Consider the following 26,070-nt stretch of genomic DNA (forward strand, 5'->3'; position numbering starts at 1 on the left):
GAGTGACGCGCACGCACGACGGGCCCGGACCCGGCGGCAGGGCGCCGCAGCCCGTGCCGGGATGGCGGCCCTGCCGTGCGGGTATGCGTGCCCGGGACGGATCGGTTCCGCACCGGGCCGGGGCAGGAGACCACACCACCGGCCCGCGTCGGAGAAACGGCCCGGGCCCGAGGAAACGGGGGGTGCATGAGCACGGAAGCGCGCCGCGCCTCCCTCCCCCCGCACCCCGACACCCCACCCCGCCCTGCCACCCCGCCGCCTCCCGGAACGCCTCCCCGCCCTCAGACGCCGCCGAGCCCGGAGCCTCCACCCCGCCCTGCCACCCCGCCGCGCACCGAGACACCGGCCGGCCCCGGGGTCCCGTCGCGCGCCGAGACGCCGTCGCGTCCCGACACGCCGCCGTCTCCCGAGCCCCGCCCCCGGCCCGGGACGCCGCCCCGCCCCGGTGCGCGGCCGGGGGCGGGCCCCGCGGCGGTGGCCGGTGCCTGCGTCCCTCCCGCCGTCCCGTCCAGCCCGCAGACACCGCCGGGCGCGGGCCCCGCGCCGCGCCCGGGGGAGCGCGGCGGCGGGTCCGCTGCCGCGCGGGGGGAGTCGCGAGGGCCCGGCGGAGCGTCCTCCTCCGCCACTCCGATGCAGCGCACGGATGGTTCCGACGGGGCCGTCCCCCCGGACGACGGACGGGCCGGGATCCCCGGCGACTCCGAGGGCTCCGGTGCCCGGACCCGCTACCCGCGCTTCCGGCTCGGTGCCTCCCGGTCCGGTGACTCCCGGACGGAGGACCCCGCGCCACCCCGAGCCTCCGCCCGCTTCCCCGACACCGCGCCGACCGTCGGCCGTGAGGTCCCGCGCGGCGGCGGGGTACCGCAGACGCCGCCCCACCGTCCCGGTGCCCCCGCCGAGACACCGAACGAGACCACCGCCCGCCTGCGCCCGATCCCCGCGGACCCGGCGGAGGACGCGACACCGGAACCGGCGGCCGGGACACCGCTCCCCGCCCCACGACCGGCCCCCGCCACCCCCGACCCCGCCCTTTCCTGGAGCACCCCGGACGCCCCGGCGTTCCCGAACGGCGCGCGCCCCCGGATCTCCTTCGGCGTGCCCGAGGGATACGACGGACCGGCCCGGCCCCGTCCGCTCGGCGGTCGCCCGAGGCCGCAGGCCCTCGCCGCCGCCGTCTGCCTCGTGCTCGGCGTGGGACTGCTCACCGGAGCCGTCACCGGCAGCTGGCTCGCCGGGGACTCCGGTGACGACGGCGCGCGCAGCGCGTACGCCGAGGCCGGGGAGCTGTGGCACAGCGTGCCCGTAGACCAGCTTTTCCCGCCCACAGTCCAGGGCAAGGGCGCGGGCCCCGGCGGAGCCGACCGCACCTGGACCCGGGTCGCCGTGGCTCCGGACGGCGACTGCGCCGGCGCCTTCGACCGGCTCCTCGCCAAGGTGCTCGACCCGGTCGGCTGCTCCCGCCTGCTGCGCGCCACGTACACCGACGCCACCCAGAGCTACGTCACCACCGTCGGCCTGCTCTTCACCAAGGCCGACGCCGCCGCCATGACCTCGCTGGCGGGCCGCTTCGAGAAGGAGGGCCTCGGCCGCCGGACCGACCTCATGCCCCTGCCGTACGCGGCGAAGGACACGGTCGCCGAGGGCTTCGGCCCCCCGCAGCGGGCCTCATGGACCGTTTCCGTGCTCACCGACGCCCCCGTCGTCGTCTACGCCGTCTCCGGCTGGGCCGACGACCGCACCGTCGACGAACCCGAACCCGCCGAGGAGGCCATCGAGTCGGGTGCCACGTCGGCCCCCGCCCAGGCCGGCCTCGGCCACGAGGCGCAGGGCCTCGCCGACCGCGTCGAACGCGCCCTGCGCAAGAACGTCGGCGCCCCCACGGAGCACCCGTCGTGACCCCCGCAGACATCCGCCGCGGGAGCGGGGCGCTGAGCCTCCTCCTCGCCGCCGCGCTCGCCCTCGTCCCGGCGTCCCCCGCGCACGCCGACGGCATCCGCGCCCAGCAGTGGGCCCTGGGTGCCCTCCACACCCAGGAGGCGTGGCGCACCACCAAGGGCGCGGGCATCACCGTCGCCGTCCTGGACACCGGCGTCGAGGCCGACCATCCGGACCTGGCCGGCAACGTGCTCACCGGCAAGGACCTGGTCGGCTTCGGGGCGAGCGAGGGCGACCGCTCCTGGGCCCGGCACGGCACCGCCATGGCCGGGATCATCGCCGGTCACGGGCACGGCCCCGGCAACGCCGAGGGCGTCATGGGCATCGCCCCCGAGGCCAAGATCCTGCCCGTGCGCGTGATCCTGGAGGACGGCGACCCCTCCCGCGCCAAGGCCCGCAAGACCCGCGGCAACGCCCTGGCCGAGGGCATCCGCTGGGCCGCCGACCACGGCGCCGACATCATCAACCTCTCCCTCGGCGACGACTCCGCCTCCGCCCACCCCGAGCCCGCCGAGGACGAGGCCATCCAGTACGCCCTGAAGAAGGGCGTGGTCGTCGTCGCCTCGGCGGGCAACGGCGGCGAGCTGGGCGACCACGTCTCCTACCCGGCCGCCTATCCGGGCGTGATCGCCGCGACCGCCGTCGACCGCTACGGCACCCGGGCCTCCTTCTCCACCCGCCGCTGGTACGCCACGGTCAGCGCCCCCGGCGTCGACGTGATCATCGCCGACCCCGACCACCGCTACTACGAGGGCTGGGGCACCAGTGCCGCCTCCGCCTTCGTCTCCGGGGCGGCCGCCCTGGTGAAGGCGGCCCACCCCGACCTCACCCCGGCCCAGGTCAAGTCCCTCCTGGAGGACACCGCCCGCAACGCCCCGGCCGAGGGACGCGACGACTCCCGCGGTTTCGGCTTCGTCGACCCGGTCGCCGCCATGAAGGCCGCCGGACGGCTGAAGCCCGAGGGTCTCAGGGCGGCGGCGTACGGCGACGAGTACTTCGGCCCGGGACCCGACGCCCCCGACTCCGACGACGACACCTCGGCCTGGGCCGCCCCGCTGGCCGGCGGCGCGGGCGGCGTCCTGGTGGTGGCGGCCGTGGTCCTGTGGCGAGGCCGCCGCGAACACCCCGACGACCTCTGATCACCCGGAGCCGCCACCCAGGGGTCCTCACCCGGAGCGCCCACGAGGGATGTTCACCCTCACCCCGGAGCAGCCACTAGGGGCCCTCGGAGCTCTCGTCCGTGAACACGCCCACCGCCGCCCGCGCCGCCGCCTCGGTCAGCGCGATCCCCTCCGCCTGCGTGCCGCTGCCCCGCGACACCACCGCCACCAGGTAGCCGTGGCCACCGGACTCGACCCGCCCGATGCTGTTGACCACCCACAGCCCGGTGGTGCTGCGGCGCAGCCAGCCGTTCTTCAGCGCCCACCCGCTACCGCCCGTCCCGCCGGACCCGTCGGCCGCCGCCGACACGCCCCACCGCTGACCGGCGGCGATCCGCTCCATCAGCTCCCGTACGTAAGCCCGTGAGGCCGCGGTCAGCTCCGAGCCGTCGGCGACGAACACCTGGCGCAACAGCGTGACCTGGTCGGCCGCCGTGGTCCGCGTCAGTCCCCACAGCGGGCCGTCGCCGCCCGTCGTCCCCGTCAGGCCGAAGCGCGCGTTCGCGGCGTCGAGTCCGCCGGCCGTCCCGATCGCCCGCCACAGCGCCGACGCCGACTCGTTGTCGCTGTTCTCGATCATCGCGGCGGCGTACGTCTTCTCCGCGGCCGTCAGAGAGCGCCCCGCGTCCTGGGCCTGGAGCAGCAACGCCGCCAGAATGTCGACCTTCACGATGCTCGCCGTGTCGTAGGCGCCCGTGCCGTACGCGGCGCTCCCGCCGGAGTCCGGGTCCAGCACCGCCACCGACACCTCTGCGCCGTCCGCCACCGTCACCGACGCCATGGCGGCCGCCAGCCGCGCGTCACCGTCCTCCGCCGGCCCGGCCGTCTCCACCGCTTCCTCCCCGCCCGAGGGTGCCGAGGACGCCGACGATACGGCGCCGCCCGCGCCCGGGCGTGCGTGGCCCTGCCAGTACACCGCGCCGGCGGCCGTGGCGCCGACGACGGCGCACGCGATCAGGGCGGGCCGTGTCCGGGAGGGCCGCCGCCGTGCCCGCCGGGCTCTGGAGGATGCCATGGCGGCGATCGTCCAGGCGGTTGCTGTGCGGAGCGTGGGCCGGAGGTGAAAACCGGGTCAGAGATGAGTCAGAGATCCCTGAGAGGCCGGTGGGAAGCGCCGTGCCCGCGCCCCGATAGGGTCGGGAACCGTGGCGAACAAGAACATCCCCGACTCCGCCTTCTCCGACGACGACGGCACCGCCGACCCCCGGCTGAGCGCCGCGCTCGCCGCCTGGGCCGAGGACCGCACCGCCGTGGCGCCGGTCCTCGAGGCGCTCAAGGGCGCCCGGCTGCTGGTACCCGTCGTCGCCGTACTCGGTGAGGTGGAGGAGGACGAGAACGGGCTGCGCCGGGAGAAGACCAGCGACATGGCCGTACCGACCCTGAAGGCCGGCGACCGCACCGCGCTCCCCGCGTTCACGTCCACCGCGTCGCTCGCCCGCTGGGACCCCGCCGCCCGCCCCGTCGCCGTACCCGTGCACCAGGCACTGGAGGCCGCCGCGCACGAGAAGGCGGACACCGTCGTCCTGGACCTGGCGGGGCCGGTGGCGTTCGAGCTGACCGGGCAGGTCCTGCTGGCGCTGGCCGAGGGGCGTACGACGACCGACCCGCTCGCCGACCCTGCCGTGGCCGGGGCCGTGCGCGCCGCCCTCGCCGACGAGCCCGCCGTGCTCCGCGCCCACCTCGGGCCGGGACGGGCCGACGGCACCCTGGCGCTGGTCCTCGACCCGGACGCCGACGCGGCGAAGGCGGCCCGCGCGGTCGCCGAGCGGCTGGCCGCCGACGACACACTGAGGGCCCGCCTGGTGCGCGGCCTCGACCTGGCACTGCTGCCGGCCGGGGCGACGCCGCCGGGCGAGCCCTTGTACGTGCGGGGGTAGCCGCGGGTCAGCGGGCGGCGGTCAGCCGTAGACCGCGCCCGTGTACTTCTCGCCCGGGCCCTGGCCCGGCTCGTCCGGGACGAGCGAGGCCTCGCGGAAGGCCAGCTGGAGCGACTTGAGGCCGTCGCGCAGCGGGGCCGCGTGGAACGAGCTGATCTCGGTCGCGGTCGCGTCCAGCAGGCCGGCCAGTGCGTGGACCAGCTTGCGGGCCTCGTCCAGGTCCTTGTGGTCCTCGCCCTCCTCGGTCAGGCCCAGCTTCACGGCGGCGGCGCTCATCAGGTTGACGGCGACCGTCACGATCACCTCGACCGCCGGGACCTCGGCGATGTCGCGGGTCATGGCGTCGAAGTCGGGATTCGCCGAGGATTCGGGAGGGGTCTCACTCATGCCGCACACGATAGGCGCAGCGGGGGAGCGGGCCCCACCCGGACTCGGTTAGCCCTTCCCCCGCCGAGCTGCTAACCTTGTGTAACGACCGGTCGGACACGTACGCCCACGGCGGCGAATCCGGCCCACAAGTGGAGGCTTCGAACTCCCACCTGGCCGTCCTCAGGACGGCGGGTCACCGGTCAGGCGGTCCCGTCCCAGCGGCGGTGACCAGCCCGAAATCGCGCCCCGCGGTCATCGCGGCGGTGCTCCGGTAGCAGTTCGAGGAGCTCCGCCTGTGATCGTCCGGGGCATTTTTTGTGCGCCGGCGCGGTTAGGTCTATCGAACACAGACGTTACGCGGCTGTCCGCCAGACCGTCGCGTGGTGCTACCGAGGAGGATCCATCAGCGCCGAGCCCCGCATCAACGACCGGATTCGCGTTCCCGAGGTGCGACTTGTCGGTCCCAGCGGCGAGCAGGTCGGGATTGTCCCGCTTGCCAAGGCCCTGGAGCTTGCGCAGGAGTACGACCTCGACCTCGTCGAGGTCGCGGCGAACGCCCGTCCGCCCGTGTGCAAGCTCATGGACTACGGGAAGTTCAAGTACGAGTCGGCCATGAAGGCCCGTGAGGCGCGCAAGAACCAGGCGCACACGGTCATCAAGGAGATGAAGCTCCGGCCGAAGATCGACCCGCACGACTATGACACCAAGAAGGGTCACGTCGTCCGGTTCCTCAAGCAGGGCGACAAGGTCAAGATCACGATCATGTTCCGTGGTCGCGAGCAGTCCCGGCCGGAGCTCGGCTACCGACTGCTGCAGCGTCTCGCGGAGGACGTCCAGGACCTCGGCTTCGTGGAGTCGAACCCGAAGCAGGACGGCCGGAACATGATCATGGTCCTCGGTCCGCACAAGAAGAAGACCGAGGCGATGGCCGAGGCCCGCCAGGCGCAGGAAGCGCGCAAGGCGGACGCGAAGGCGAACCCCGGCAAGTCGCAGAACGCCGCGGAGGCCGAAGCCGAGGCCCCGGCCGAGGCGCCCGCCGAAGCGTGACCCCGGGGGGCCGCCAGTCCCCAGGACACAACCGATACAAGAGCGACGCTCCACACCGTGCCCGGTTTCACGACCGGGCACCGGAGCGCCACCGACGAGGAGAGAACGGCGCTATGCCGAAGAACAAGTCGCACAGCGGTGCCAGCAAGCGCTTCAAGATCACCGGCTCCGGCAAGGTGCTCCGTGAGCGCGCCGGCAAGCGCCACCTGCTCGAGCACAAGTCGTCCCGCGTGACGCGTCGCCTCACCGGCAACGCCGAGATGGCCCCGGGCGACGCCGCGAAGATCAAGAAGCTTCTCGGCAAGTGACGTACGGGCGCCACTGAGCGCCGTACGGCAGGACCGGGACCCAATCGATACCGGGCCGCGTGAGGACCACCGCGGCCCCGCTACAAGGAGTTAACAAGTGGCACGCGTCAAGCGGGCAGTCAACGCCCACAAGAAGCGCCGGGCGATCCTCGAGCAGGCCTCCGGCTACCGCGGTCAGCGTTCGCGCCTGTACCGCAAGGCCAAGGAGCAGGTCACCCACTCGCTGGTCTACAACTACAACGACCGCAAGAAGCGCAAGGGTGACTTCCGCCAGCTGTGGATCCAGCGCATCAACGCCGCTGCCCGCGCCAACGGCATCACGTACAACCGCTTCATCCAGGGCCTGAAGGCCGCCAACGTCGAGGTCGACCGCAAGATCCTCGCCGAGCTGGCCGTCAACGACCCGAACGCCTTCGCCGCGCTCGTCGAGGTCGCGCAGAAGGCGCTGCCGAGCGATGTGAACGCGCCGAAGGCGGCGTGACGCTGCGCCGGCTTGAGCCGTAGTTGAAGGGACCCGCAGGCTGTGAGCCTGCGGGTCCCTTCGGTTGCCGCCCGGTACTGTCCGTTCCCGGCTGCGGGTTCGTGGTGGCTGGTCGCGCAGTTCCCGGCGCCCCTGGGGCGTTGCTCTTTGCGGCGAGACAGCCGCACCCCGCGTTGAGACATTTGTGAAGGTGATGGAACACATGGCGCCCGCCGCCCCCGAGCTGATCTCCCCCCGTTCCCCCCGTGTCGCCGCCGCGCGGCGGCTCGGGAAGCGGAACTTCCGGGGGAAGGAGCGGTTGTTCCTGGCCGAGGGGCCGCAGGCCGTGCGGGAGGCCGCCGGGTACGGGGAGACGCTGGTCGAGCTGTTCGCCACCGTCGAGGCCGCCGAGCGGTACGCCGACATCGTCGGGGCCGCCCGTGAGGTGGGCGCGCGGGTGCATCTCGCCGACGACGCGGTGATCCAGGACATCTCCACCACCGTCACGCCGCAGGGTCTGGTCGGGGTCTGCCGGTTCCTGGACACGCCGTTCGAGGAGATCCTCGCCGCGCGGCCCAAGCTGGTCGCCGTCCTCGCGCACGTCCGGGACCCCGGCAACGCCGGGACCGTGCTGCGCTGTGCCGACGCCGCCGGCGCCGAGGCGGTCGTGCTCACCGACGCCTCCGTCGACCTGTACAACCCCAAGGCCGTACGCGCCTCCGTCGGCTCCCTGTTCCACCTGCCGGTCGCCGTCGGCGTACCGGTCGAGCGGGCCGTCGCCGGGCTGCGGGACGCCGGGGTCCGGGTCCTGGCCGCCGACGGTGCGGGCGAGCACGACCTCGACGCCGAGCTGGACGCCGGCACCATGGGCGGGCCCACCGCCTGGGTGTTCGGCAACGAGGCCTGGGGGCTCCCGGAGGAGACCCGCGCCCTCACCGACGCCGTGCTGCGCGTCCCGATCCACGGGAAGGCCGAGAGTCTGAACCTGGCGACCGCCGCCGCCGTATGTCTCTACGCGTCGGCGCGTGCACAGCGCGCCGCCGGAGGGTGCCGCTCCGTCACCACGAGCTAGTAGGGTGACCAGCTCAGGGCCCCTGCGCGGTTGAGAGGTGGGGTACGGGGATGAGCGTCGGCACGAGCAGCGCACCGGGAGCAGGGGGCGCGCCGCGTCCGCCCGCGCCCCGTGCTCCCGGCGATCTCGCCGCTCCCGCCGGCCTCGGCGTCGATCCGGACCAGCTGCCCGACGGACTGGTCGTCGCGGACGAGCACGGGCGGGTGGTCTGCTTCAACGCCGCCGCCGCCCGTATTACCGCCACCCCGGCCGCCGAAGCCCTCGGACGGCCCTTGGAGAGCGCGCTGCCCCTGGAGGACCTGGAGGGGCGGCGCTGGTGGCAGCTCACCGACCCCTACGGCGGCCTCGCCATCCGCGTCCGCCAGCCCGAGCGCAACCTCCTGCTCCCCGGTGGCCGCGAGGTCCTGGTCACCGCCCGCTACGTGCGCACCGAGCCCCTCGGCCCCGTCCACCGCGTCGTCGTCACCCTGCGCGACACCGAGGCCCGCCGCCGTACCGAGCGCAGCCATGCCGAGCTGATCGCCACCGTCGCCCACGAACTGCGCTCCCCCCTCACCTCCGTCAAGGGCTTCACGGCCACGCTGCTGGCCAAGTGGGAGAGGTTCACCGACGACCAGAAGCGGCTGATGCTGGAGACCGTCGACGCCGACGCCGACCGGGTCACCCGGCTCATCGCCGAACTGCTCGACATCTCACGCATCGACTCCGGCCGGCTCGAGGTGCGCCGCCAGCCCGTCGACATCGGTGCCGCCGTGGGCCGGCACATCCAGGCGTACGTCGCCGCGGGCCAGGAGGCCGACCGTTTCCTGCTCCGGCTCGCGCAGCCGCTGCCCGACCTGTGGGCCGACCCCGACAAGGTCGACCAGGTGCTCAGCAACCTGCTGGAAAATGCGGTGCGGCACGGCGAGGGAACCGTCACCATTGACATCACGCCCACGGCGTCGCCCCGCGAGGGGGAGGACACCGGCACGTCGGTCACGGTGAGCGACGAGGGGGCGGGCATCCCGGAGGAGTCCATGAACCGCGTCTTCACCCGCTTCTGGCGGGGCAGCAAGCGCGGCGGCACCGGCCTCGGGCTGTACATCGTCAAGGGCATCGTCGAGGCCCACGGCGGCACCATCACGGTCGGCCGCGCCCCCGGCGGCGGCGCCGAGTTCCGATTTACGCTGCCCGTGGCGGCACCGGCGTACCTCAGCTGACAAGCACCTGAGACGGCCGACGGCCCCCACGGGCGTCATCAGCGTTCCACAGCCCCGTTAGACTCGGTCTTTGGCACCTTTGCGTCCAGATCCGCAGACGAAGCGTCGACGAAGCGTCTCCGCGCCGTCTGGGGACCGTAGACGGGGCGTCCCAGCCAGCCAATCGGAAGCACGGGAAGAGATGTCGGCACCGAATAAGTCGTACGACCCTGTCGAGGTCGAGGCGTTGAAACCGGAAGAGATCGAGCGCATGCGGGACGAGGCGCTCGCCGCCTTCGCCGCCGCGGACTCCCTCGACGCGCTCCAGGAGGCCAAGGTCGCCCACACCGGCGGCACCTCCCCGCTGGCACTGGCCAACCGCGAGATCGGCGCCCTGCCCCCGCAGGCCAAGGCCGAGGCCGGCAAGCGCGTCGGCATGGCCCGCGGCGCCGTGAACAAGGCGCTGGCCGCCCGCCAGGCCGAGCTGGAGGCCGAGCGCGACGCACGTGTCCTGGTCGAGGAGGCCGTGGACGTCACGCTGCCCTACGACCGCGTACCGGCCGGCGCCCGCCACCCGCTCACCACGCTCTCCGAGCGCATCGAGGACATCTTCGTCGCCATGGGCTACGAGGTCGCCGAGGGCCCCGAGGTCGAGACCGAGTGGTTCAACTTCGACGCCCTCAACATCGGACCGGACCACCCGGCCCGCGGCGAGGCCGACACCTTCTTCGTGGCCGGTCCCGAGGGCGGCTCCGAGTCCGGCGTCGTGCTGCGCACCCACACCTCGCCCGTGCAGATCCGCTCCGCGCTCTCGCGCGAGCTGCCGGTCTACGTGATCTGCCCCGGCCGCGTGTACCGCACCGACGAGCTGGACGCCACGCACACCCCCGTCTTCCACCAGGTCGAGCTGCTCGCCATCGACGAGGGCCTGACCATGGCGGACCTCAAGGGCACCCTGGACCACATGGTCCAGTCGCTGTTCGGCGCGGAGATGAAGACCCGGCTCAGGCCGAACTTCTTCCCCTTCACCGAGCCGTCCGCCGAGATGGACATGCTCTGCTACGTCTGCAAGGGCGCGTCCGTCGGCAACCCCGACCGGCCCTGCCGCACCTGCTCCAGCGAGGGCTGGATCGAGCTCGGCGGCTGCGGCATGGTCAACCCGCGGGTGCTCACCGCCTGCGGCGTCGACCCCGAGAAGTACAGCGGCTTCGCCTTCGGGTTCGGCATCGAGCGGATGCTGATGTTCCGCCACAACGTCGAGGACATGCGAGACATGGTCGAGGGTGACGTCCGGTTCACTCGGCCGTTCGGGATGGAGATCTGATGCGGGTCCCGCTTTCCTGGCTGCGGGAGTACGTCGACCTGCCGGCCACCGAGACCGGCCGCGACGTGCAGGCCAAGCTGATTTCGGCCGGCCTCGAGGTCGAGACCGTCGAGCACCTGGGTGCCGACCTCAAGGGCCCCCTCGTCGTCGGCCAGGTGCTGACCATCGAGGAGCTGGAGGGCTTCAAGAAGCCGATCCGGTTCTGCACCGTGGACGTCGGCCGGGCCAACGGCACCGGTGAGCCGCAGGAGATCGTCTGCGGCGCCCGCAACTTCGCCGTCGGCGACAAGGTCGTCGTGGTCCTGCCCGGCGCCACCCTGCCCGGCGGCTTCTCGATCAGCGCCCGCAAGACCTACGGCAAGGTCTCCCACGGCATGATCTGCTCCAGCGACGAGCTGGGCATGGGCGACGACGGCACCCACGGCATCATCGTGCTGCCGCCGGAGACCGAGGTCGGCAAGGACGCCATCGACCTGCTCGAGCTGGTCGACGAGGTGCTGGACATCGCCGTCACCGCCAACCGCGGCGACTGCCTGTCCATCCGCGGCGTCGCCCGCGAGGCCGCCATCGCCTACGGCCTGCCGCTGCGCGACCCGGCGCTGCTCGACGTGCCCGCGCCGAACGCCTACGGCTACCCGGTGAAGGTCGCCGACCCCACCGGCTGCGACCGCTTCACCGCCCGCACCGTGACCGGCCTCAGCCCCGAGGCCCGCTCCCCGATCTGGCTCCAGCGCCGGCTCCAGAAGGTCGGCATGCGCCCGATCTCGCTCGCCGTCGACGTCACCAACTACGTGATGATGGAGCTGGGCCAGCCCCTGCACGCCTACGACCGCTCACTGGTCCAGGGCACCATCGGCGTGCGCCGGGCCGAGGAGGGCGAGAAGATCGTCACCCTCGACGGAGTCGAGCGGAAGCTGCACGCCGAGGACCTGGTCATCACCGACGACCGCGGCCCCATCGGCCTCGCGGGCGTCATGGGCGGCGCCGACACGGAGATCGCCGACCACGGCGACGCCGAGAAGGCGACGAGCGACGTGGTCATCGAGGCCGCCCACTTCGACCAGGTGGCCATCGCGCGCACCGCCCGCCGCCACAAGCTGTCCTCGGAGGCGTCCCGCCGCTTCGAGCGCGGCGTCGACCCGCAGGCCGCCGCCGCTGCCGCGCAGCGCACCGTCGACCTCCTCGTGCTGCTCGCGGGCGGCACCGCCGAGTCCGGCGTCACCGAGATCAGCGCGCCGCCCGTGCCGCACACGATCACCGTGGCGGCCGACCACCCGGACAAGGTCGCGGGCGTGACCTACGGCCGCGAGACCGTCGTACGCCGCCTCCAGGAGGTCGGCTGCGACGTGTACGGGCAGGACGAGCTGATCGTCACGGTCCCGTCCTGGCGGCCCGACCTCGACGACATCAACGACCTGGCCGAAGAGGTCATCCGCCTGGAGGGCTACGAGAACCTGCCCTCCACGCTGCCCCGGCCCCCGGCCGGCCGCGGCCTGACCGCCCGCCAGCGGCTGCACCGCCGCGTCGGGCGGGCCCTGGCCGGTGCCGGGTACGTCGAGGCGCTGAACTACCCGTTCGTCGGCGAGCAGGTCTTCGACCAGCTCGGCCTGGAGGCCGACGACCCGGCCCGCCGTGTCGTCAAGCTGGTCAACCCGCTCAGCGACGAGGAGCCCGCGCTGCGGACCACGCTGCTGCCCGGCCTGCTGGGCGCGCTGCGCCGCAACGACGGCCGGGGCGCGCACGACCTGGCGCTCTTCGAGACCGGCCTGGTCTTCCACCCGCGCGACGAGCAGCGCATCGCCGCCAACCTGCCGGTGGACCGGCGCCCGAGCGCGGACGACCTCGCCGCGCTGGACGCCGCGCTGCCCGACCAGCCCCGGCACGTCGCCGTGGTCCTGGCCGGTGCCCGCGAGCAGGCCGGCTGGTGGGGCAAGGGCCGCCCGGCCGACTGGGCCGACGCCGTGGAGGCCGCCCGCACGGTCGCCCGCGAGGCCGGCGCCGAACTGGGCGTCCGCAAGGGCCAGTACGGGCCGTGGCACCCGGGCCGCTGCGCCGAGCTGTCCGTCACCGTGGACGGCGAGGAGCGCGTGATCGGGCATGCGGGCGAACTGCACCCGCGGGTGCTCAAGGCGCTCGGTCTGCCCGCGCGGACCTGTGCGATGGAGCTGGACCTCGACGCGGTGGAGCGGGTCGGCGACGACACCCCGCAGGCGCCGGGCATCTCGACCTTCCCGGTCGCGACGCAGGATGTCGCCCTGGTCGTCGAGGAGTTCGTCCCGGCGTCCGAGGTCGAGGCCGCGCTGCGCGAGGGCGCGGGAGAACTGCTGGAGTCCATCCGGCTGTTCGACGTGTACGACAACGCGGAGCAGCTGGGCGAGGGGCGCAAGTCGCTGGCGTACGCGCTGCGCTTCCGCGCCGGGGACCGGACGCTGACGGTCGACGAGGCGTCGGCCGCCCGCGACGCGGCGGTCGCCCTCGCGGGCGAGCGGGTCGGAGCGGTACTGCGTAGTTAGGGTTCGCCCGAGGGGCGCGGGGTTACTGCCGGTTCGGCGGCTGCGGGTGCGTCGTCGCTCGCGCGGTTCCCCGCGCCCCTCGAGGGACGTCAGCGCGACGCGCCTTGCTTTTTCAGGGGCGCGGGGGACCTGCGCGCCCCGCCGCATCGCAGCCGCCGACGCACCCGCACACCGAACGGCGATTGGCCGCAGCGTGAAGCCGGCGGAGCCGTCCGCCCCGCCACGGAGTGTCGGGCAGGCAGCCGGGCGGACGGCGTGGATACGGGCCGCCGCACTGTACGAGGGGGAGCCGGCGGCCCGGCCGGCCTCTTTCGAGGCCCTTCAGTCAACCGGTCCGGAACTCTGCGCGACAGCGTGCACACGCTGCGGATGCGCGCACTCCGTTCACACCCCGTGTGAAGACCGACGCACTACGCTGTCGGGACCGATGCACCGGGGGGCCACCCATGCAGCCCAACACCCTGCTAGACGCGATCCTCGACGAGGCCGGGATCTCCCACGCGGGACTGGCCGCACACGTCAACCAGGCGGGGCGGGCGCGCGGGCTCGCACTGAGGTACGAACACACCGCCGTCGCACGGTGGTTGAAGGGCCAGCGGCCACGCGGCCAGGTGCCCGACCTGATCTGCGAGGTCCTCGCGGCCCGGCTGCACCGCCCCGTCACCCTCGACGACATCGGCCTCGGCGTGCCCGGCGAACCCGCCGCCCCGCACACCGGCTCGCTGTCCGGGTTCGTGGAGCGCGCCACCGCCCTGTGGCGCTCCGACCAGCAGCAGCGCCCGCACATCCTCGGTGCCCCGGCCCTCACCGGCACGCCGGCCGTGATGCCGGTGTGGGAGTGGGAGAACCCGCCCGAGGACACCGACGTCTCCCGCGGCGGACGGCACCGGGTCACCGCGGCCGACCTGGAAATGGTGCGCTGCGCCCGCACACACTACGAGCAGATGTACCGCAAGGCCGGCGGCATCGCGACCCGCGCCCGCATCGTCGGCTTCCTCAACTCCGAGGCCGCGCCCTTGCTGCGCGGAAGCTACACCGACGCCACGGGACGGCAGTTGCACCGGGCCACCGGAGGGCTGGTGGCCGTCGCCGGGATCTGCGCGTACGACTCCGACGCGCACGGCCTCGCACAGCGCTACTTCCACCAGGCGCTCCGGCTCGCCAAAGCCAGCGGCGACCGGGGGCTCGGCGCCTACGTCATCGCGCTGCTGGTCAACCAGGCGCTGTTCATGCGGGAGTACCGGCAGGCCGTCGCCTTCGCCGAGGCCGCGCTGCGCGCCGCCGGCCGGCACATCACCCCGGCGCTCGCCTCCGACCTGTACGCGATGCAGGCGAAGGCGTACGCGCACCTGGGTGACGGCAGCGGCGCGCTGTCCTGCATCCGCCGGGCCGAGCAGGCCGCCGAGCGCATCCGGCGCGGGTACGAGCCCGACGAGACCGGCTACGTCCAGCCCGGCCTGGTCAACGTCCAGGTGGCCGAGGCGCTGCTGAGCCTCGGCGAACTCGCGGCGGCCGGAGAGCACGCGGCGGCGGCCGTCGACACCCCGGCGCACGACCGGGGACGCGTGCACCGGCTCGCCATGCTCAGCACGATCGAGCTGCGCCAGGGGCACGCCGACAAGGCGGTGGCCACCGCCGTACGGATGGCGGAACAGGCCCGGGGCATGGAGTCCCAGCGGCTGCGCGACCGGCTGCGGGCCGTGCGCGAGCACCTGGTGAACAGCGGGTGCGCGGGCACGGCCGAGGCCGCCGAACTCATCGACGGGGCGCTGCGCGTCCCGCTGTGACCACCTGCCCTGCGCCCGCCCCTGCGCCGTGAGCGGCCGTCGTACGCCTGCTGCCGGAACGCCGGCTGCTGCGATATTGCCACCTACTCAAAGAAAGGTGGCAGAACCGTGCAGTGGACGAAAGAGAGCGAACAGAATGTGTACTCGAATCGCTGGTTCAGCGTGAATCTGGCCGACGTCGCGCTCCCGGACGGCCGGCACCTCGACCACTTCCTGATCCGGATGCGCCCCGTCGCCGCGGCCACCGTCGTGAACGAGGCGGACGAGGTCCTGCTGCTGTGGCGGCACCGATTCATCACCGACAGCTGGGGCTGGGAACTCGCGGCCGGCGTCGTCGAGGACGGCGAGGATCTCGCGGCGGCCGCGGCCAGGGAACTGGAGGAGGAGACCGGCTGGCGGCCCGGACCGCTGCACCGCCTGATGAGCGTGGAGCCCTCCAACGGCCTCACCGACGCCCGGCACCACATCTACTGGACCGACGAGGGCACGTACGTCGGACCCCCCGTGGACGACTTCGAGTCGGAGCGCCGGGAGTGGGTGCCCCTCAAGCTCGTACCCGACCTCGTCGCCCGCGGGGAGGTCCCGGCCGCCGGCATGGCGGCCGCGTTACTCCTGCTGCACCACCTCAGGCTCGGGCGCGATCAGCCGTAGGCGTAGAAGCCCGAGCCGCTCTTGCGGCCGAGGCGGCCCGCGTCGACCATGCGCTGGAGCAGCGGGGGAGCGGCGTACAACGGCTCCTTGTACTCCTCGTACATCGAGTACGCCACCGAGGCGACCGTGTCCAGGCCGATCAGGTCGGCCAGCTTCAGCGGGCCCATCGGGTGGGCGCAGCCCATCTCCATGCCGTTGTCGATGTCCTCGCGGCTGGCGATGCCCGACTCGAACATCCGGATCGCGGAGAGCAGGTACGGGATCAGCAGCGCGTTGACCACGAAGCCGGAGCGGTCCTGGGCGCGGATCGCGTGCTTGCCCAGCACCTTCTCGGTGAACAGCTGGGCCCGGCTGAGCGTGCCCTCGGAGGTGGTGAGCGCCGGGATCAGCTCGACGAGCTGCTGCACCGGGGCCGGGTTGAAGAAGTGGATGCCGATGACGTGGTCGGGCCGCGAGGTGGCGACCGCCAGTTTCACCAGCGGGATCGAGGAGGTGTTGGAGGCCAGGATCGCGTCCGGCCGGGTCACGACCTGATCGAGCACCTGGAAGATCTCGGTCTTGACCTGCTCGTTCTCGACGACGGCCTCGATCACCAGATCACGGTCGGCGAACTCGCCGAGGTCGGTGGTGAAGCTGAGGCGCGCCTGCGTCGCGTCCCGCTCCTCCTCGGTGATCTTGCCGCGCTCGGCCGCCTTGGACAGCGAGTTGTACAGCCGCGTGCGGCCGATCTCCAGAGCCTCGCCGGTGGTCTCGGCGACCACCACCTCCAGACCGGAGCGGGCGCACACCTCGGCGATGCCCGCCCCCATCTGACCGCAGCCCACCACGCCGACGCGTGCGATATCTCCCGAGATGCCGGTCACATCGTCCCTTTCGCTGACTCCACGGCTGGCAGCAGGCATGCCGGGGTCCCCGTCGCCTGCTCCGATCGAGCACGTTACCCCCGAATGGTCACGGATCCGTCTCCCGGGTCGGGCATGCTGAGGCCCCGTACACGATCCGTGACGACGCGGATCCACAGCGTTCAGGAGGTTGACCCATGGGCGGTGTCTCGCGCCGTGCCTTCACGGTGGCGGCGTTGTCGGCGTTCACACTGGCGCCGGGGCCGTCGGCCGCGGCCTCGGCGCCGGCGAAGCCGGAGCCCTCGCGCAGCGCCGCCGCCGGGATGCGGGGGATGTGGCTGGCCACCGTGGCCAACCACGACTGGCCCACGCGCGCGGGGCTGCGCGCCGCCGAGCAGCGCGCGGAGCTGATCGCGCACCTCGACAACGCGGTACGGCACCGCCTCAACACCGTGATGTTCCAGGTGCGGCCGGCGGCCGACGCGCTGTGGCCCTCGCCGTACGAGCCGTGGTCGCAGTACCTGTCCGGCAGCCAGGGCCGCGACCCCGGCTGGGACCCGCTGGGCACGGCCGTGAAGGAGGCCCACGCCCGCGGCCTGCAACTGCACGCCTGGTTCAACCCGTACCGCGTCGCCGTCCACGACGACCCCGCCCGGCTCGTCTCCTCCCACCCCGCACGCAAGAACCCCGGCTGGGTGGTGCCGTACGGCGGGCAGCTCTACTACAACCCCGGGCTGCCCGAGGTCCGGGCCTTCGTGCAGGACGCCATGATGGACGCGGTGGCGAGGTACGAGGTCGACGGGGTCCACTTCGACGACTACTTCTACCCCTATCCGGTGGCGGGCCGGAGCTTCGCCGACGACGGGGCCTTCAGCACCTTCGGCGCCGGCTTCGCCACGAAGGCCGACTGGCGGCGGGACAACATCGACCGCCTGGTGCGCGAGACGGCGGCCCGCGTCAAACAGATCCGGCCGGCCGCCCGCTTCGGCGTCAGCCCCTTCGGCGTGTGGCGCAACGCCGCCACCGACGAGCGCGGCTCGGACACCCGGGCGGGCGTGCAGACGTACGACGACCTGTACGCGGACACCCGCAAGTGGGTGCGCGAGGGCTGGCTCGACTACGTGGTGCCGCAGCTGTACTGGCACATCGGCATGGACGGCGCCGACTACGCGAAGCTGCTTCCCTGGTGGGCCGGAGTGGCCAAGGACAGCCGCACCCAGCTGTACGTGGGCGAGGCGCTGTACAAGTCCGGGGACCCGTCCCAGCCCGCCGCCTGGCGGGACCCGGCCGAACTCTCCCGCCACCTCACGCTGGCCGCGCGGTACCCAGAGGTCCGCGGGCACGTCTACTTCTCCGCGAAGGACGTCGCCGACGACCCCGGCGGCGCGATGGCGCGGCTCGCCGCCGACCACTACACGCGTCCGGCCGCCGTCCCGCGCTGAGTCGCCGCCGAGCGGACCGCGCTCACAGGCCTCAGAGCTGGACCTCCCTGTGCCGGATCTCCGAGTCGGGACCGGGCGAGCACACGGCCTCGTGCCCGTCCTCGAACCGGACCCGGTACGGGGGACTGCCGTCCCGGCCCATGACTTCGACGATCTCCGCGACCTTGTCGTGCTCACCGACCACCCGGCCGTGCTGGACCAACCGGTCGCCCTTGACTGCATGCATCCGTGAGGCCTCCTCACCTGTGCCGCCGGGCAGGGCCCTAACCCCGGGCCCGCTGGGTGACCGCGATGCACACCAGTACGGCCGCGGCCGTCAGCGGAGCGGCCACCGGCAGGTGCTCGCCCAGGAGAAGTACCGACCACACCAGTGTGAGCAGCGGCTGAGCCAGCTGCAACTGGCTGGCCTTCGGGATGCCGATCGCCGCCATGCCCCGGTACCAGACGACCAGACCGAGGAACTGCGACCCGATCGCCACCCACAGCAGCCCGGTCACACTGTGCGCCGTCAGATGCACCGGCTCGTACGACAGCGCCACCGCCGCCATCGGCGCCGCCAGCGGCAGGCACAGCACCAGCGCCCAGCCGATGACCTGCCAGCCCGGCATCACCCGGGCCAGCCGGCCGCCCTCCGTGTAACCGGCGGCGCACACCAGCAGCGCCGCGAAGAGGTAGGCGTCGGCCGAGGTCAACGCGCCGCCGCTCTGCTGCACCGTGAAGGCGATCACGGCCGCCGCACCCGCCAGGGCCGCGACCCAGAAGGTGCGCGAGGGACGCGTGCCGACGCGCAGGGCGGAGAACAGGGCGGTGGTGAGCGGGAGCAGACCCACCACGACGGCGGCGTGCGCGGTGGTCGAGGTCTGCAACGCGAGGGTGGTCAGCAGGGGGAAGCCCAGCACGACCCCGGCACCCACCACCGCGAGGCCGAGCCAGTGCCGCCGCTCGGGCGGTGCCACCCTCAGGACCAGCAGACAGGCCCCGGCGACCGCGGCGGCCAGGATGCTGCGCACGGCGATCAGGGACCAGGGGCCGAAGCCCTCCAGACCCCAGGCGGTGGCGGGGAAGGTGAGGGAGAAGGCGACGACACCGAGGGCGGCCTGGACGGTGCCGAGGGACCCGCCGCCGGTGTCCCCGCTCGTGACGCCGACTGCTATCCGGGATGACGTGATAGCGCTACTCTGTGCTCTCATGCAAGAGCGTAGCAGCGTCGCTGAGCTGGTGACCGTGTTGCGGCGGGAGCTCGACCGCTACTCGCCCGGAGGAAAGCTCCCGTCCAGCCGGGCCCTCGTGGACCGGTTCCGGGTGAGCCCGGTGACGGTCTCCCGCGCCCTGGCCCAGTTGGCCGCCGAGGGCCTGGTGGTCACCCGGCCCGGCGCGGGTGCCTTCCGGGCCCGGCCGCGCCCCTCGGCCGCACCCGCCGGGGACACCTCCTGGCAGGAGGTCGCACTCAGCGCCGACGGTGCCGCCGACCTGGTACCGCGCTCCGTGGACGCCTCCGGGGTGCTGGTCTCGCTGGCCGCGCCACCGCCCGGTGTCGTGGAGTTCAACGGCGGCTACCTGCACCCGTCGCTGCAGCCGGAGCGGGCGATGGCGGCGGCGCTGGCGCGGGCCGGACGGCGGCCCGGCGCCTGGGGACGGCCGCCCGTGGAAGGGCTGCCGGAGCTGCGGGAGTGGTTCGCGCGGGGCATCGGCGGGGCCATCACGGCGGCCGAGGTGCTGATCACCGCGGGCGGCCAGTCCGCGCTGGCCACCGCCCTGCGCGCCCTCGCCCCGCCGGGCACCCCCGTCCTCGTCGAGTCCCCGACCTACCCCGGCATGCTGGCCATCGCACGGGCGGCCGGCCTGCGTCCGGTACCCGTCCCCGTGGACGCCGACGGTGTACGGCCCGCCCTGCTCGCCGACGCCTTCCGCGCCACCGGCGCCCGCGTCTTCGTCTGCCAGCCCCTGTTCCAGAATCCGACCGGCGCCGTGCTCGCCCCCGAGCGGCGCGGCGAGGTGCTGCGCATCGCGCGGGCGGCCGGCGCCTTCGTCGTGGAGGACGACTTCGTACGGCGGCTCGTGCACGAGGACGCGGGCCCGCTGCCCGCCCCGCTGGCCGCCGACGACCCGGACGGCGTCGTCGTCCACGTCTGCTCGCTCACCAAGGCGACCTCGCCCAGCTTCCGGGTCAGTGCCCTGGCCGCACACGGCCCGGTCCTGGACCGGCTGCGCGCCATCCAGGTAGTCGACACCTTCTTCGTGCCCCGGCCCCTCCAGGAGGCGGCGCTGGAACTCGTCGGCTCGCCCGCCTGGCCGCGTCATCTGCGGGCCGTGTCCGCCGAGTTGAAGGCCCGGCGGGACGCGCTGACCTCCGCGCTGCGGCTGCGGCTCCCCGAGATCTCCCTGGCCCACGTCCCCTCCGGCGGCTACCACCTGTGGACCCGGCTGCCCGAGGGCGTTGGGGGCACCTCCCAGGCTTTCGGCTCCGGGGGAGAGGCCGCCCTGACCGCGGCCGCCCTGCGCGCGGGCGTCGCGATCACCCCCGGCCGCCCGTACTTCAGCGCCGAACCCCCGGCCGCCCATGTCCGGCTGAGCTTCGCCGCGGTCGCGAACGTCGGGGAGATCGCGGAAGGGGTACGCCGCCTGCGCACGGCCTGGCTGGAGGTGCGGGGCCGCTGACGCGCAGGCGCACCAGGGTGCCGCGCCGCCGGGCGAGCAGCCGGTGAGCCGGGGCGCACCCAGGGTGACCCACAGGTAACACCCCTTGACCTGGGCACCCTCGCGCTCCACCATCACCGCATGGCGCTTCGGGTCACGTTCGTCGCGGCCGCACGCAGCTCACCGCTGCTCGCGGAACGCTTCGACGACGACCGGCCGCTCGACCAGGCCGGATGGGACGAGGTGCTGCGCGCGGCGGGCGACCTCCGGCCGCTCGCCGCGGCCGAGTTGCGCTACTGCTCGCCCACGCCCCGCAGTCGCGCCACCGGTGACGCCCTCGGCTGTGCGCCGCTGCTCCAACTGGCCCTGCGCGACTGCGACATGGGCCGGTGGCGCGGTCTGACGCTCGGTGAGGCCATGGCCCGCGAGCCGGCGGCCGTGGACGCCTGGCTCGCCGACCCGCGCTCGGCCCCGCACGGCGGGGAGTCGCTGCTGGGCTTCATCACCCGGGTCGGCGGCTGGCTCGACACCCGTCCCGGCGAGGACGGCGACCGCATCGTGGCCGTCGCCGAACCCTCCGTGATCCGCGCGGCGCTGGTCTACGCGCTGAAGGCGCCGCCCGGAACGTACTGGAACCTGGACGTGCGTCCGCTCTCTACGACCACCGTGACGGGCCGCGCGGGCCGCTGGAACCTCCGCTTCGAGGGCGCACCGGACCAGGGCGCTGTCCGCCCGGTGTTTCGCGAAGGTAATCCGTCGTGAGCAGCAGGTCCTTGGCCGGGCCGCCCACCCGCCACACCGTTTGCCAGCGGTCCGGGTCCCGGACGGTGAACTCGCCGCGGTAGAGGTCGGCGGCGCACGGGTGGTCGGCCACGTGGTGTCCCGAGGTCAGGTCCAGGCCGTGGAAGGGGCGGCCGTCCGCGAAGCGCACGTCCGCACGGGCCGGTCCGTCCCCCGGCTCGTAGCGCAGCGTCCGCTCGGCGGGCCGGGACACGCCCTGCCAGGTGAAGACGCCCGACTCGCGGCTGATCAGCCCGCCGGCGTCGAGCGCGTCGAAGGACGTGACCCCCTCGAACCGGCCCTCCAGGCCGTTCGCCAGGTCCCGCACCGACCGCTCGGTGCGCCAGCGCCCCGCGAGAAACGCCAGTACGTCGGGCACCGGCCACAACTCGCCCATTTCCCCTCGCCTTCCCGCTCCGGCCCACTGGTTGCCGCGCGACCCATTGACGCGCACGGCCCCCCTCCCTATCTTGCCGTTCGAAGTGCTGACCAACGTCCGATATTTCGAACAACCTGAACGGTCCGAACGATTCATTCGAGCCGCGGAGTATCCATGTCACGCACCCGCTGGAGACTCGGTCTCAGCGTCACCGCCCTCCTGACGGCATCCGCCCTGCTGCCGTCCCCGGCACACGCGGAGGCCGCCGCCGACTACACCATCACCGTCGACCCGGCCGACCGGGGCCCCGCGATCGACGACACGATGTACGGCGTCTTCTACGAGGACATCAACCGGGCCGCCGACGGCGGCCTGTACGCCGAACTCGTGCAGAACCGCTCCTTCGAGTACTCCACCGCCGACAACGCCTCCTACACCCCGCTCACCGCCTGGACCGCCGACGGCACCGCCCGGGTCGTGGACGACGACGGCCGCCTCAACGAGCGCAACCGCAACTACCTCTCGCTGGGCGCCGGTTCAGCCGTCACCAACGCGGGCTACAACACCGGCATCCGCGTCGAGAAGGGCAAGAAGTACGACTTCTCGCTCTGGGCCCGCGCCGGGAGCGGGACCACCCTCACCGTCACCCTCCGGGACGCCGCGGGCACCCTCGCGAAGGTGCGCGAGGTGGCCGCCGAGGGGAAGTGGCGCAAGTACACCGCCACCTTCACCGCGACCCGCACCAGCAACCGCGGCCGCCTCGCCGTCGCCACCACCGCCCCCGCCGCCCTCGACATGGTGTCCCTCTTCCCCCGCGACACCTACAAGCACCAGCCGAACGGCCTGCGCAAGGACCTCGCCGAGAAGATCGAGGCCCTCGAGCCCGGATTCCTGCGCTTCCCCGGCGGCTGCCTGGTCAACACCGGCTCCATGGAGGACTACAGCGCGGACTCCGGCTGGCAGCGCCAGCGCTCCTACCAGTGGAAGGACACCGTCGGGCCCGTCGAGGAACGCGCCACCAACGCCAACTTCTGGGGCTACAACCAGAGCTACGGCCTCGGCTACTACGAGTACTTCCGCTTCGCCGAGGACATCGGCGCCATGCCGCTGCCCGTCGTCCCCGCCCTGGTCACCGGCTGCGGTCAGAACAAGGCCGTCGACGACGACGCGCTGCTGAAGCGGCACATCCAGGACACCCTGGACCTCATCGAGTTCGCCAACGGCCCCCGCACCAGCGAATGGGGCAAGAAGCGCGCCGAGATGGGCCACCCCGAGCCCTTCCACCTCACCCACCTCGAAGTCGGCAACGAGGAGAACCTCCCCAAGGAGTTCTTCGCCCGCTTCGAGCGGTTCCGCGCCGCCATCGAGGCCGCGTACCCCGACGTCACCGTCGTCTCCAACTCCGGCCCCGACGACTCCGGCACCACCTTCGACACCGCCTGGCAGCTCAACCGCGACGCCGGCGTCGACATGGTCGACGAGCACTACTACAACAGCCCGCAGTGGTTCCTGCAGAACAACGACCGCTACGACTCCTACGACAGGAACGGCCCCAAGGTCTTCCTCGGCGAGTACGCCTCCCAGGGCAACGCCTGGAAGAACGCCCTCGCCGAGGCCGCGTTCATGACCGGCCTGGAACGCAACGCCGACGTCGTCAAGCTCGCCTCCTACGCCCCGCTGCTCGCCAACGAGGACTACGTGCAGTGGAACCCGGACCTGATCTGGTTCAACAACCACGCGTCCTGGGGCTCGGCCAACTACGAGGTCCAGAAGCTGTTCATGAACAACACCGGCGACCGCGTCGTCCCCTCCGAGGCGACCGGCACGCCCGCCGTCAGCGGCCCAGTCACCGGTGCCGTCGGCCTGTCGACCTGGGCCACCAGCGCGGTGTACGACGACGTGAAGGTGACCTCGGCCGACGGCAGGACGCTCCTGTCCGACGACTTCTCCGGCGACGCCTCGCAGTGGACCCACTCGGGTGCCGGCAGCTGGACCGTGCAGGACGGCCAGTACGTCCAGACGGACACGGCCGCCGAGAACACCATGGTCACGGCGGGCGACCCGGCCTGGCACGACTACGACCTGCACGTGAAGGCCACCAAGAAGTCCGGCAAGGAGGGCTTCCTCGTCGCCTTCGGCGTCAAGGACACCGGCAACTACTACTGGTGGAACCTGGGCGGCTGGAACAACACCCAGTCCGCCGTGGAGCAGGCCTCCGACGGCGGCAAGTCGACGCTCCTGTCCAAGGCCGGATCGATCGAGACGGGCCGCGCCTACGACATCGACGTCAAGGTCCGGGGCCGCCAGGTCACCCTGTACCTCGACGGTGAGGAGTGGGGCAGCTTCACCGACGACAAGCCGGCCGAGCCCTTCCGCCAGATCGTCACGCGCGACGACCGCACCGGCGAGCTGATCGTCAAGGTCGTCAACGCCCAGGACACGGCCGCCCGCACCGCCGTCGACCTCGGCGGCGCCAAGGTCGCGCCCAGGGCCCGCGTCACCACGCTGGCCGCCGACCAGGACGCGGTCAACACCGAGACGGACGCGCCGGTGACCCCGGTGACCTCGACCTTCTCGGGGGTGGCGAGCGAGTTCACGTACACGTTCCCGGCGAACTCGGTGACGTTCCTGCGGATCAGACAGCGTTAGGGCCGGTCCGGCGGATCAGGTCGCAGGACAGGCACGGCACCTCGTCGACGCTGGTGAGCGGGGTCTGGTGCGTGCAGCCGCAAGGCGGAGGAGGGCGTCGACGCGGAGCGTCGGCAACCGACGACAACGCCGCGGGCGCGCGTGCCGGGCCCCGCGTCCGGGGCATGATCCGCCGGACAGGCCCCAGCCCGGCAGCGCCCGCCCCGGACCGGCGACGAAACCGCCCCACGGCGTCGCCGGTCCGGTTAGCGTGGGGACGCATGATCGTATGGCTCAACGGCACCCACGGTGCGGGCAAGACGACGACCGCCGTGCTCGTGCAGCGGCTGCTCCCGGACTCCCGGGTGTTCGACGCCGAGAAGATCGGCGAGGCACTCATGGACATCACGCCGGGGCTGCCCGAGACGGACAACTTCCAGCACTGGCCGCCGTGGCGGCCACTCGTCGTCGAGACCGCCCGCCGGGTGCTCGACTACGCCGGCGGCACCCTGGTGATGCCGATGACGGTGCTGGTCGAGGAGTACTGGCGGGAGATCGCGGGCGGCCTCGCCGCGCACGGGATCCCCGTGCGGCACTTCGTCCTCCACGCCGACCGGGAGACCCTGCGCGGGCGCATCGCGGGTGACACCGTACTGGGGCCCGACTCGCCGTTCCGGCTCCGGTACCTCGAGCCGTACGCCGAGGCCGCCCGCACCTGGCTGCACGCCGAAGCCGAGGTCGTCGACACCGCACACCTCACACCCGACCAGGCCGCGCTGCGCGTCGCGGAGGCCGTCAAGGGCTGAGACCGCGCAAGCGTGACCCCGCCCGGGCGTGCCCGGGCGGGGCGCTTGCGCCGGAGGGCCGGGGCCGGCGTCAGGCGGAGGGGCCGATTCCCAGGGCGGCGGCCCGGGCGGCGGCCGCCGCCCGGTTGGGGAGGTCCAGCTTGGCGAGGATGTGCTCGACGTGCGTCCCCACGGTGCGCGGTGTGATGTACAGCCGCTCGGCGATCTCCCGGTTGGTGCGGCCCGCCGCCACTTCCGCCAGCACCTGGGCCTCCCGGGGCGAGAGCTTGCCGGACCGCGCGTCCGGGCTGTGGCCCCGTCCGGCACGCGCGGCCGGGACGGCGGGCCCGGGCGGGGAGCCCGCGCCGGAGCCGACGGCCGCGGCGAGCGCCTCGGTGAGCAGGACGACCACGGCGCGCACCGGGTCGGGCGCGCGCCGCGGCCGGCGGGTGCTGACGTTCAGCATGCCCACGTACCGCCCGTCGGGGCCGAACAGGCACTGGGCCACACCGCCCTCGATGCCCAGGGGGGACAGCACCTCCCGGAAACCCGGGGAGGCCGCCAGGAGCTGCCGGGGCACGTCCGTGAGCCAGAGCCCTCCCCGGGCCGGGCCGTGCAGCACGGGAAACACCGGATCGTCGTGGAGGCGGGTCTCGATGTACGCGGTGGCGTCGTCCGGGTAGCTCCCGGCGAGGGTGGTGTGGCGCCGGCGCACCGGGTCCCACCGGGTCAGGGAGGCGTGGTCGTACTCCATGACCTCCGACAAGGCCGTCAGGACCGCGTCCGGCCCGGCCGCGCCGCGCGTGACGCTGTTGGCGGCCGCACGGACGTGGACGGCCGCGTCCAGGACGTCCGCCGTGCTCCGCTCCGCTGCCATCCTCCCAGCATGATCATGT

Annotated in this window: 24 protein-coding genes; 17 read left to right on the plus strand and 7 right to left on the minus strand. The window is 73.3% G+C overall.

Annotated features, from left to right (window positions below):
- Window positions 1–630 precede the first annotated feature (630 nt).
- Both NI25_RS40380 and mycP read left to right on the plus strand, forming a co-directional pair.
- The gene (locus NI25_RS40380; protein WP_233520790.1) at window positions 631–1,896 is read left to right on the plus strand and encodes a hypothetical protein; all 1,266 of its coding nucleotides are present in this window, start codon (window positions 631–633) and stop codon (window positions 1,894–1,896) included.
- Window positions 1,893–3,074, plus strand: a complete 1,182-nt coding sequence (gene mycP, locus NI25_RS31280; RefSeq protein ID WP_061445669.1) for a type VII secretion-associated serine protease mycosin — start codon at window positions 1,893–1,895, stop codon at window positions 3,072–3,074. Before NI25_RS40380 ends, mycP begins: the two co-directional genes overlap by 4 nt.
- 76 nt (window positions 3,075–3,150) lie before the next feature.
- Here mycP and NI25_RS31285 read toward each other — a convergent pair whose 3' ends face one another.
- Window positions 3,151–4,110, minus strand: coding sequence for a serine hydrolase (locus tag NI25_RS31285; protein WP_061445670.1), 960 nt, complete (start codon window positions 4,108–4,110; stop codon window positions 3,151–3,153).
- 130 nt (window positions 4,111–4,240) lie between these two features.
- Between NI25_RS31285 and NI25_RS31290 the strand changes: the two genes are divergently transcribed.
- Entirely contained in the window at window positions 4,241–4,972 is a 732-nt protein-coding gene (locus tag NI25_RS31290; protein ID WP_061445671.1) for an SseB family protein, read from the plus strand.
- A 21-nt stretch (window positions 4,973–4,993) separates the two neighbouring features.
- Here NI25_RS31290 and NI25_RS31295 read toward each other — a convergent pair whose 3' ends face one another.
- Window positions 4,994–5,359: a DUF1844 domain-containing protein gene (locus NI25_RS31295; protein WP_061445672.1), complete on the minus strand. Its 366-nt coding sequence runs from the start codon at window positions 5,357–5,359 to the stop codon at window positions 4,994–4,996.
- A gap of 384 nt (window positions 5,360–5,743) precedes the next feature.
- Between NI25_RS31295 and infC the strand changes: the two genes are divergently transcribed.
- The 9 genes from infC to NI25_RS31340 all read left to right on the plus strand — a co-directional run bounded on the left by infC (window position 5,744) and on the right by NI25_RS31340 (window position 15,681).
- Window positions 5,744–6,388, plus strand: a complete 645-nt coding sequence (gene infC, locus NI25_RS31300; protein WP_107072140.1) for a translation initiation factor IF-3 — start codon at window positions 5,744–5,746, stop codon at window positions 6,386–6,388.
- Window positions 6,389–6,501: 113 nt separating this feature from the next.
- Window positions 6,502–6,696, plus strand: a complete 195-nt coding sequence (gene rpmI, locus NI25_RS31305) for a 50S ribosomal protein L35 (protein ID WP_003977225.1) — start codon at window positions 6,502–6,504, stop codon at window positions 6,694–6,696.
- Window positions 6,697–6,793: 97 nt separating this feature from the next.
- A complete protein-coding gene (gene rplT / locus NI25_RS31310) occupies window positions 6,794–7,177 on the plus strand; it encodes a 50S ribosomal protein L20 (protein WP_003977226.1) in 384 nt (127 codons plus the stop codon).
- 202 nt (window positions 7,178–7,379) lie between these two features.
- A complete protein-coding gene (locus NI25_RS31315) occupies window positions 7,380–8,228 on the plus strand; it encodes a TrmH family RNA methyltransferase (RefSeq protein ID WP_061447174.1) in 849 nt (282 codons plus the stop codon).
- Window positions 8,229–8,278: 50 nt separating this feature from the next.
- The gene (locus NI25_RS31320) at window positions 8,279–9,427 is read left to right on the plus strand and encodes a sensor histidine kinase (RefSeq protein ID WP_061445673.1); all 1,149 of its coding nucleotides are present in this window, start codon (window positions 8,279–8,281) and stop codon (window positions 9,425–9,427) included.
- 181 nt (window positions 9,428–9,608) lie between these two features.
- The gene (gene pheS / locus NI25_RS31325) at window positions 9,609–10,730 is read left to right on the plus strand and encodes a phenylalanine--tRNA ligase subunit alpha (RefSeq protein ID WP_061445674.1); all 1,122 of its coding nucleotides are present in this window, start codon (window positions 9,609–9,611) and stop codon (window positions 10,728–10,730) included.
- A complete protein-coding gene (gene pheT, locus NI25_RS31330; protein WP_061445675.1) occupies window positions 10,730–13,243 on the plus strand; it encodes a phenylalanine--tRNA ligase subunit beta in 2,514 nt (837 codons plus the stop codon). Before pheS ends, pheT begins: the two co-directional genes overlap by 1 nt.
- 446 nt (window positions 13,244–13,689) lie before the next feature.
- A complete protein-coding gene (locus NI25_RS31335; protein ID WP_061445676.1) occupies window positions 13,690–15,030 on the plus strand; it encodes a hypothetical protein in 1,341 nt (446 codons plus the stop codon).
- A 108-nt stretch (window positions 15,031–15,138) separates the two neighbouring features.
- On the plus strand, window positions 15,139–15,681 hold the full coding sequence (locus tag NI25_RS31340; RefSeq protein WP_061445677.1) for an NUDIX domain-containing protein: 543 nt from the start codon (window positions 15,139–15,141) through the stop codon (window positions 15,679–15,681).
- Here NI25_RS31340 and NI25_RS31345 read toward each other — a convergent pair.
- Window positions 15,672–16,583, minus strand: a complete 912-nt coding sequence (locus NI25_RS31345) for a 3-hydroxybutyryl-CoA dehydrogenase (RefSeq protein ID WP_107071912.1) — start codon at window positions 16,581–16,583, stop codon at window positions 15,672–15,674. The genes NI25_RS31340 and NI25_RS31345 overlap by 10 nt on opposite strands.
- Before the next feature lie 137 nt (window positions 16,584–16,720).
- Here NI25_RS31345 and NI25_RS31350 point away from each other — a divergent pair, with 137 nt between their 5' ends.
- Window positions 16,721–17,965, plus strand: coding sequence for a glycoside hydrolase family 10 protein (locus tag NI25_RS31350; protein ID WP_061445678.1), 1,245 nt, complete (start codon window positions 16,721–16,723; stop codon window positions 17,963–17,965).
- A gap of 31 nt (window positions 17,966–17,996) precedes the next feature.
- Here the strand turns inward: NI25_RS31350 and NI25_RS31355 are convergent, their stop codons facing one another.
- Both NI25_RS31355 and NI25_RS31360 read right to left on the minus strand, forming a co-directional pair.
- Window positions 17,997–18,191 carry a DUF1918 domain-containing protein gene (locus NI25_RS31355; protein WP_061445679.1) on the minus strand — a complete coding sequence of 65 codons (195 nt, stop codon included), beginning with the start codon at window positions 18,189–18,191 and terminating at the stop codon, window positions 17,997–17,999.
- Window positions 18,192–18,228: 37 nt separating this feature from the next.
- A complete protein-coding gene (locus tag NI25_RS31360) occupies window positions 18,229–19,155 on the minus strand; it encodes a DMT family transporter (RefSeq protein ID WP_061445680.1) in 927 nt (308 codons plus the stop codon).
- Between NI25_RS31360 and NI25_RS31365 the strand changes: the two genes are divergently transcribed.
- Window positions 19,154–20,623, plus strand: a complete 1,470-nt coding sequence (locus NI25_RS31365; RefSeq protein WP_061445681.1) for a PLP-dependent aminotransferase family protein — start codon at window positions 19,154–19,156, stop codon at window positions 20,621–20,623. The two genes, NI25_RS31360 and NI25_RS31365, sit on opposite strands and share 2 nt — an antisense overlap.
- Window positions 20,624–20,743: 120 nt before the next feature.
- A complete protein-coding gene (locus NI25_RS31370; protein ID WP_061445682.1) occupies window positions 20,744–21,364 on the plus strand; it encodes a histidine phosphatase family protein in 621 nt (206 codons plus the stop codon).
- On the opposite strand, the gene NI25_RS31375 is transcribed toward NI25_RS31370, so the two are convergent.
- Window positions 21,258–21,779, minus strand: a complete 522-nt coding sequence (locus NI25_RS31375) for a DUF6314 family protein (protein WP_233520791.1) — start codon at window positions 21,777–21,779, stop codon at window positions 21,258–21,260. The two genes, NI25_RS31370 and NI25_RS31375, sit on opposite strands and share 107 nt — an antisense overlap.
- 156 nt (window positions 21,780–21,935) lie before the next feature.
- Between NI25_RS31375 and NI25_RS31380 the strand changes: the two genes are divergently transcribed.
- The gene (locus NI25_RS31380; protein WP_061445683.1) at window positions 21,936–24,410 is read left to right on the plus strand and encodes an alpha-L-arabinofuranosidase C-terminal domain-containing protein; all 2,475 of its coding nucleotides are present in this window, start codon (window positions 21,936–21,938) and stop codon (window positions 24,408–24,410) included.
- Between the two features lie 260 nt (window positions 24,411–24,670).
- Window positions 24,671–25,195: an AAA family ATPase gene (locus NI25_RS31385; RefSeq protein WP_061445684.1), complete on the plus strand. Its 525-nt coding sequence runs from the start codon at window positions 24,671–24,673 to the stop codon at window positions 25,193–25,195.
- A gap of 70 nt (window positions 25,196–25,265) precedes the next feature.
- Here NI25_RS31385 and NI25_RS31390 read toward each other — a convergent pair whose 3' ends face one another.
- Entirely contained in the window at window positions 25,266–26,051 is a 786-nt protein-coding gene (locus NI25_RS31390; protein ID WP_061445685.1) for a helix-turn-helix transcriptional regulator, read from the minus strand.
- Window positions 26,052–26,070: the final 19 nt, after the last annotated feature.

This window comes from Streptomyces sp. CCM_MD2014 (genome assembly GCF_000772045.1).
GTDB lineage: Bacteria > Actinomycetota > Actinomycetes > Streptomycetales > Streptomycetaceae > Streptomyces > Streptomyces salinarius.

Excerpts from the sequence above, each read along its gene's own strand:
- NI25_RS40380 (WP_233520790.1), top strand. The coding sequence starts at position 631 with ATGCAGCGCACGGATGGTTCCGACGGGGCCGTCCCCCCGGACGACGGA.
- NI25_RS31285 (WP_061445670.1), bottom strand. The coding sequence starts at position 4,110 with ATGGCATCCTCCAGAGCCCGGCGGGCACGGCGGCGGCCCTCCCGGACA.
- NI25_RS31295 (WP_061445672.1), bottom strand. The coding sequence starts at position 5,359 with ATGAGTGAGACCCCTCCCGAATCCTCGGCGAATCCCGACTTCGACGCC.
- rpmI (WP_003977225.1), top strand. The coding sequence starts at position 6,502 with ATGCCGAAGAACAAGTCGCACAGCGGTGCCAGCAAGCGCTTCAAGATC.
- NI25_RS31315 (WP_061447174.1), top strand. The coding sequence starts at position 7,380 with ATGGCGCCCGCCGCCCCCGAGCTGATCTCCCCCCGTTCCCCCCGTGTC.
- NI25_RS31320 (WP_061445673.1), top strand. The coding sequence starts at position 8,279 with ATGAGCGTCGGCACGAGCAGCGCACCGGGAGCAGGGGGCGCGCCGCGT.
- pheS (WP_061445674.1), top strand. The coding sequence starts at position 9,609 with ATGTCGGCACCGAATAAGTCGTACGACCCTGTCGAGGTCGAGGCGTTG.
- pheT (WP_061445675.1), top strand. The coding sequence starts at position 10,730 with ATGCGGGTCCCGCTTTCCTGGCTGCGGGAGTACGTCGACCTGCCGGCC.
- NI25_RS31335 (WP_061445676.1), top strand. The coding sequence starts at position 13,690 with ATGCAGCCCAACACCCTGCTAGACGCGATCCTCGACGAGGCCGGGATC.
- NI25_RS31345 (WP_107071912.1), bottom strand. The coding sequence starts at position 16,583 with ATGCCTGCTGCCAGCCGTGGAGTCAGCGAAAGGGACGATGTGACCGGC.
- NI25_RS31350 (WP_061445678.1), top strand. The coding sequence starts at position 16,721 with ATGGGCGGTGTCTCGCGCCGTGCCTTCACGGTGGCGGCGTTGTCGGCG.
- NI25_RS31355 (WP_061445679.1), bottom strand. The coding sequence starts at position 18,191 with ATGCATGCAGTCAAGGGCGACCGGTTGGTCCAGCACGGCCGGGTGGTC.
- NI25_RS31365 (WP_061445681.1), top strand. The coding sequence starts at position 19,154 with ATGCAAGAGCGTAGCAGCGTCGCTGAGCTGGTGACCGTGTTGCGGCGG.
- NI25_RS31360 (WP_061445680.1), bottom strand. The coding sequence starts at position 19,155 with ATGAGAGCACAGAGTAGCGCTATCACGTCATCCCGGATAGCAGTCGGC.
- NI25_RS31370 (WP_061445682.1), top strand. The coding sequence starts at position 20,744 with ATGGCGCTTCGGGTCACGTTCGTCGCGGCCGCACGCAGCTCACCGCTG.
- NI25_RS31375 (WP_233520791.1), bottom strand. The coding sequence starts at position 21,779 with ATGGGCGAGTTGTGGCCGGTGCCCGACGTACTGGCGTTTCTCGCGGGG.
- NI25_RS31380 (WP_061445683.1), top strand. The coding sequence starts at position 21,936 with ATGTCACGCACCCGCTGGAGACTCGGTCTCAGCGTCACCGCCCTCCTG.
- NI25_RS31385 (WP_061445684.1), top strand. The coding sequence starts at position 24,671 with ATGATCGTATGGCTCAACGGCACCCACGGTGCGGGCAAGACGACGACC.
- NI25_RS31390 (WP_061445685.1), bottom strand. The coding sequence starts at position 26,051 with ATGGCAGCGGAGCGGAGCACGGCGGACGTCCTGGACGCGGCCGTCCAC.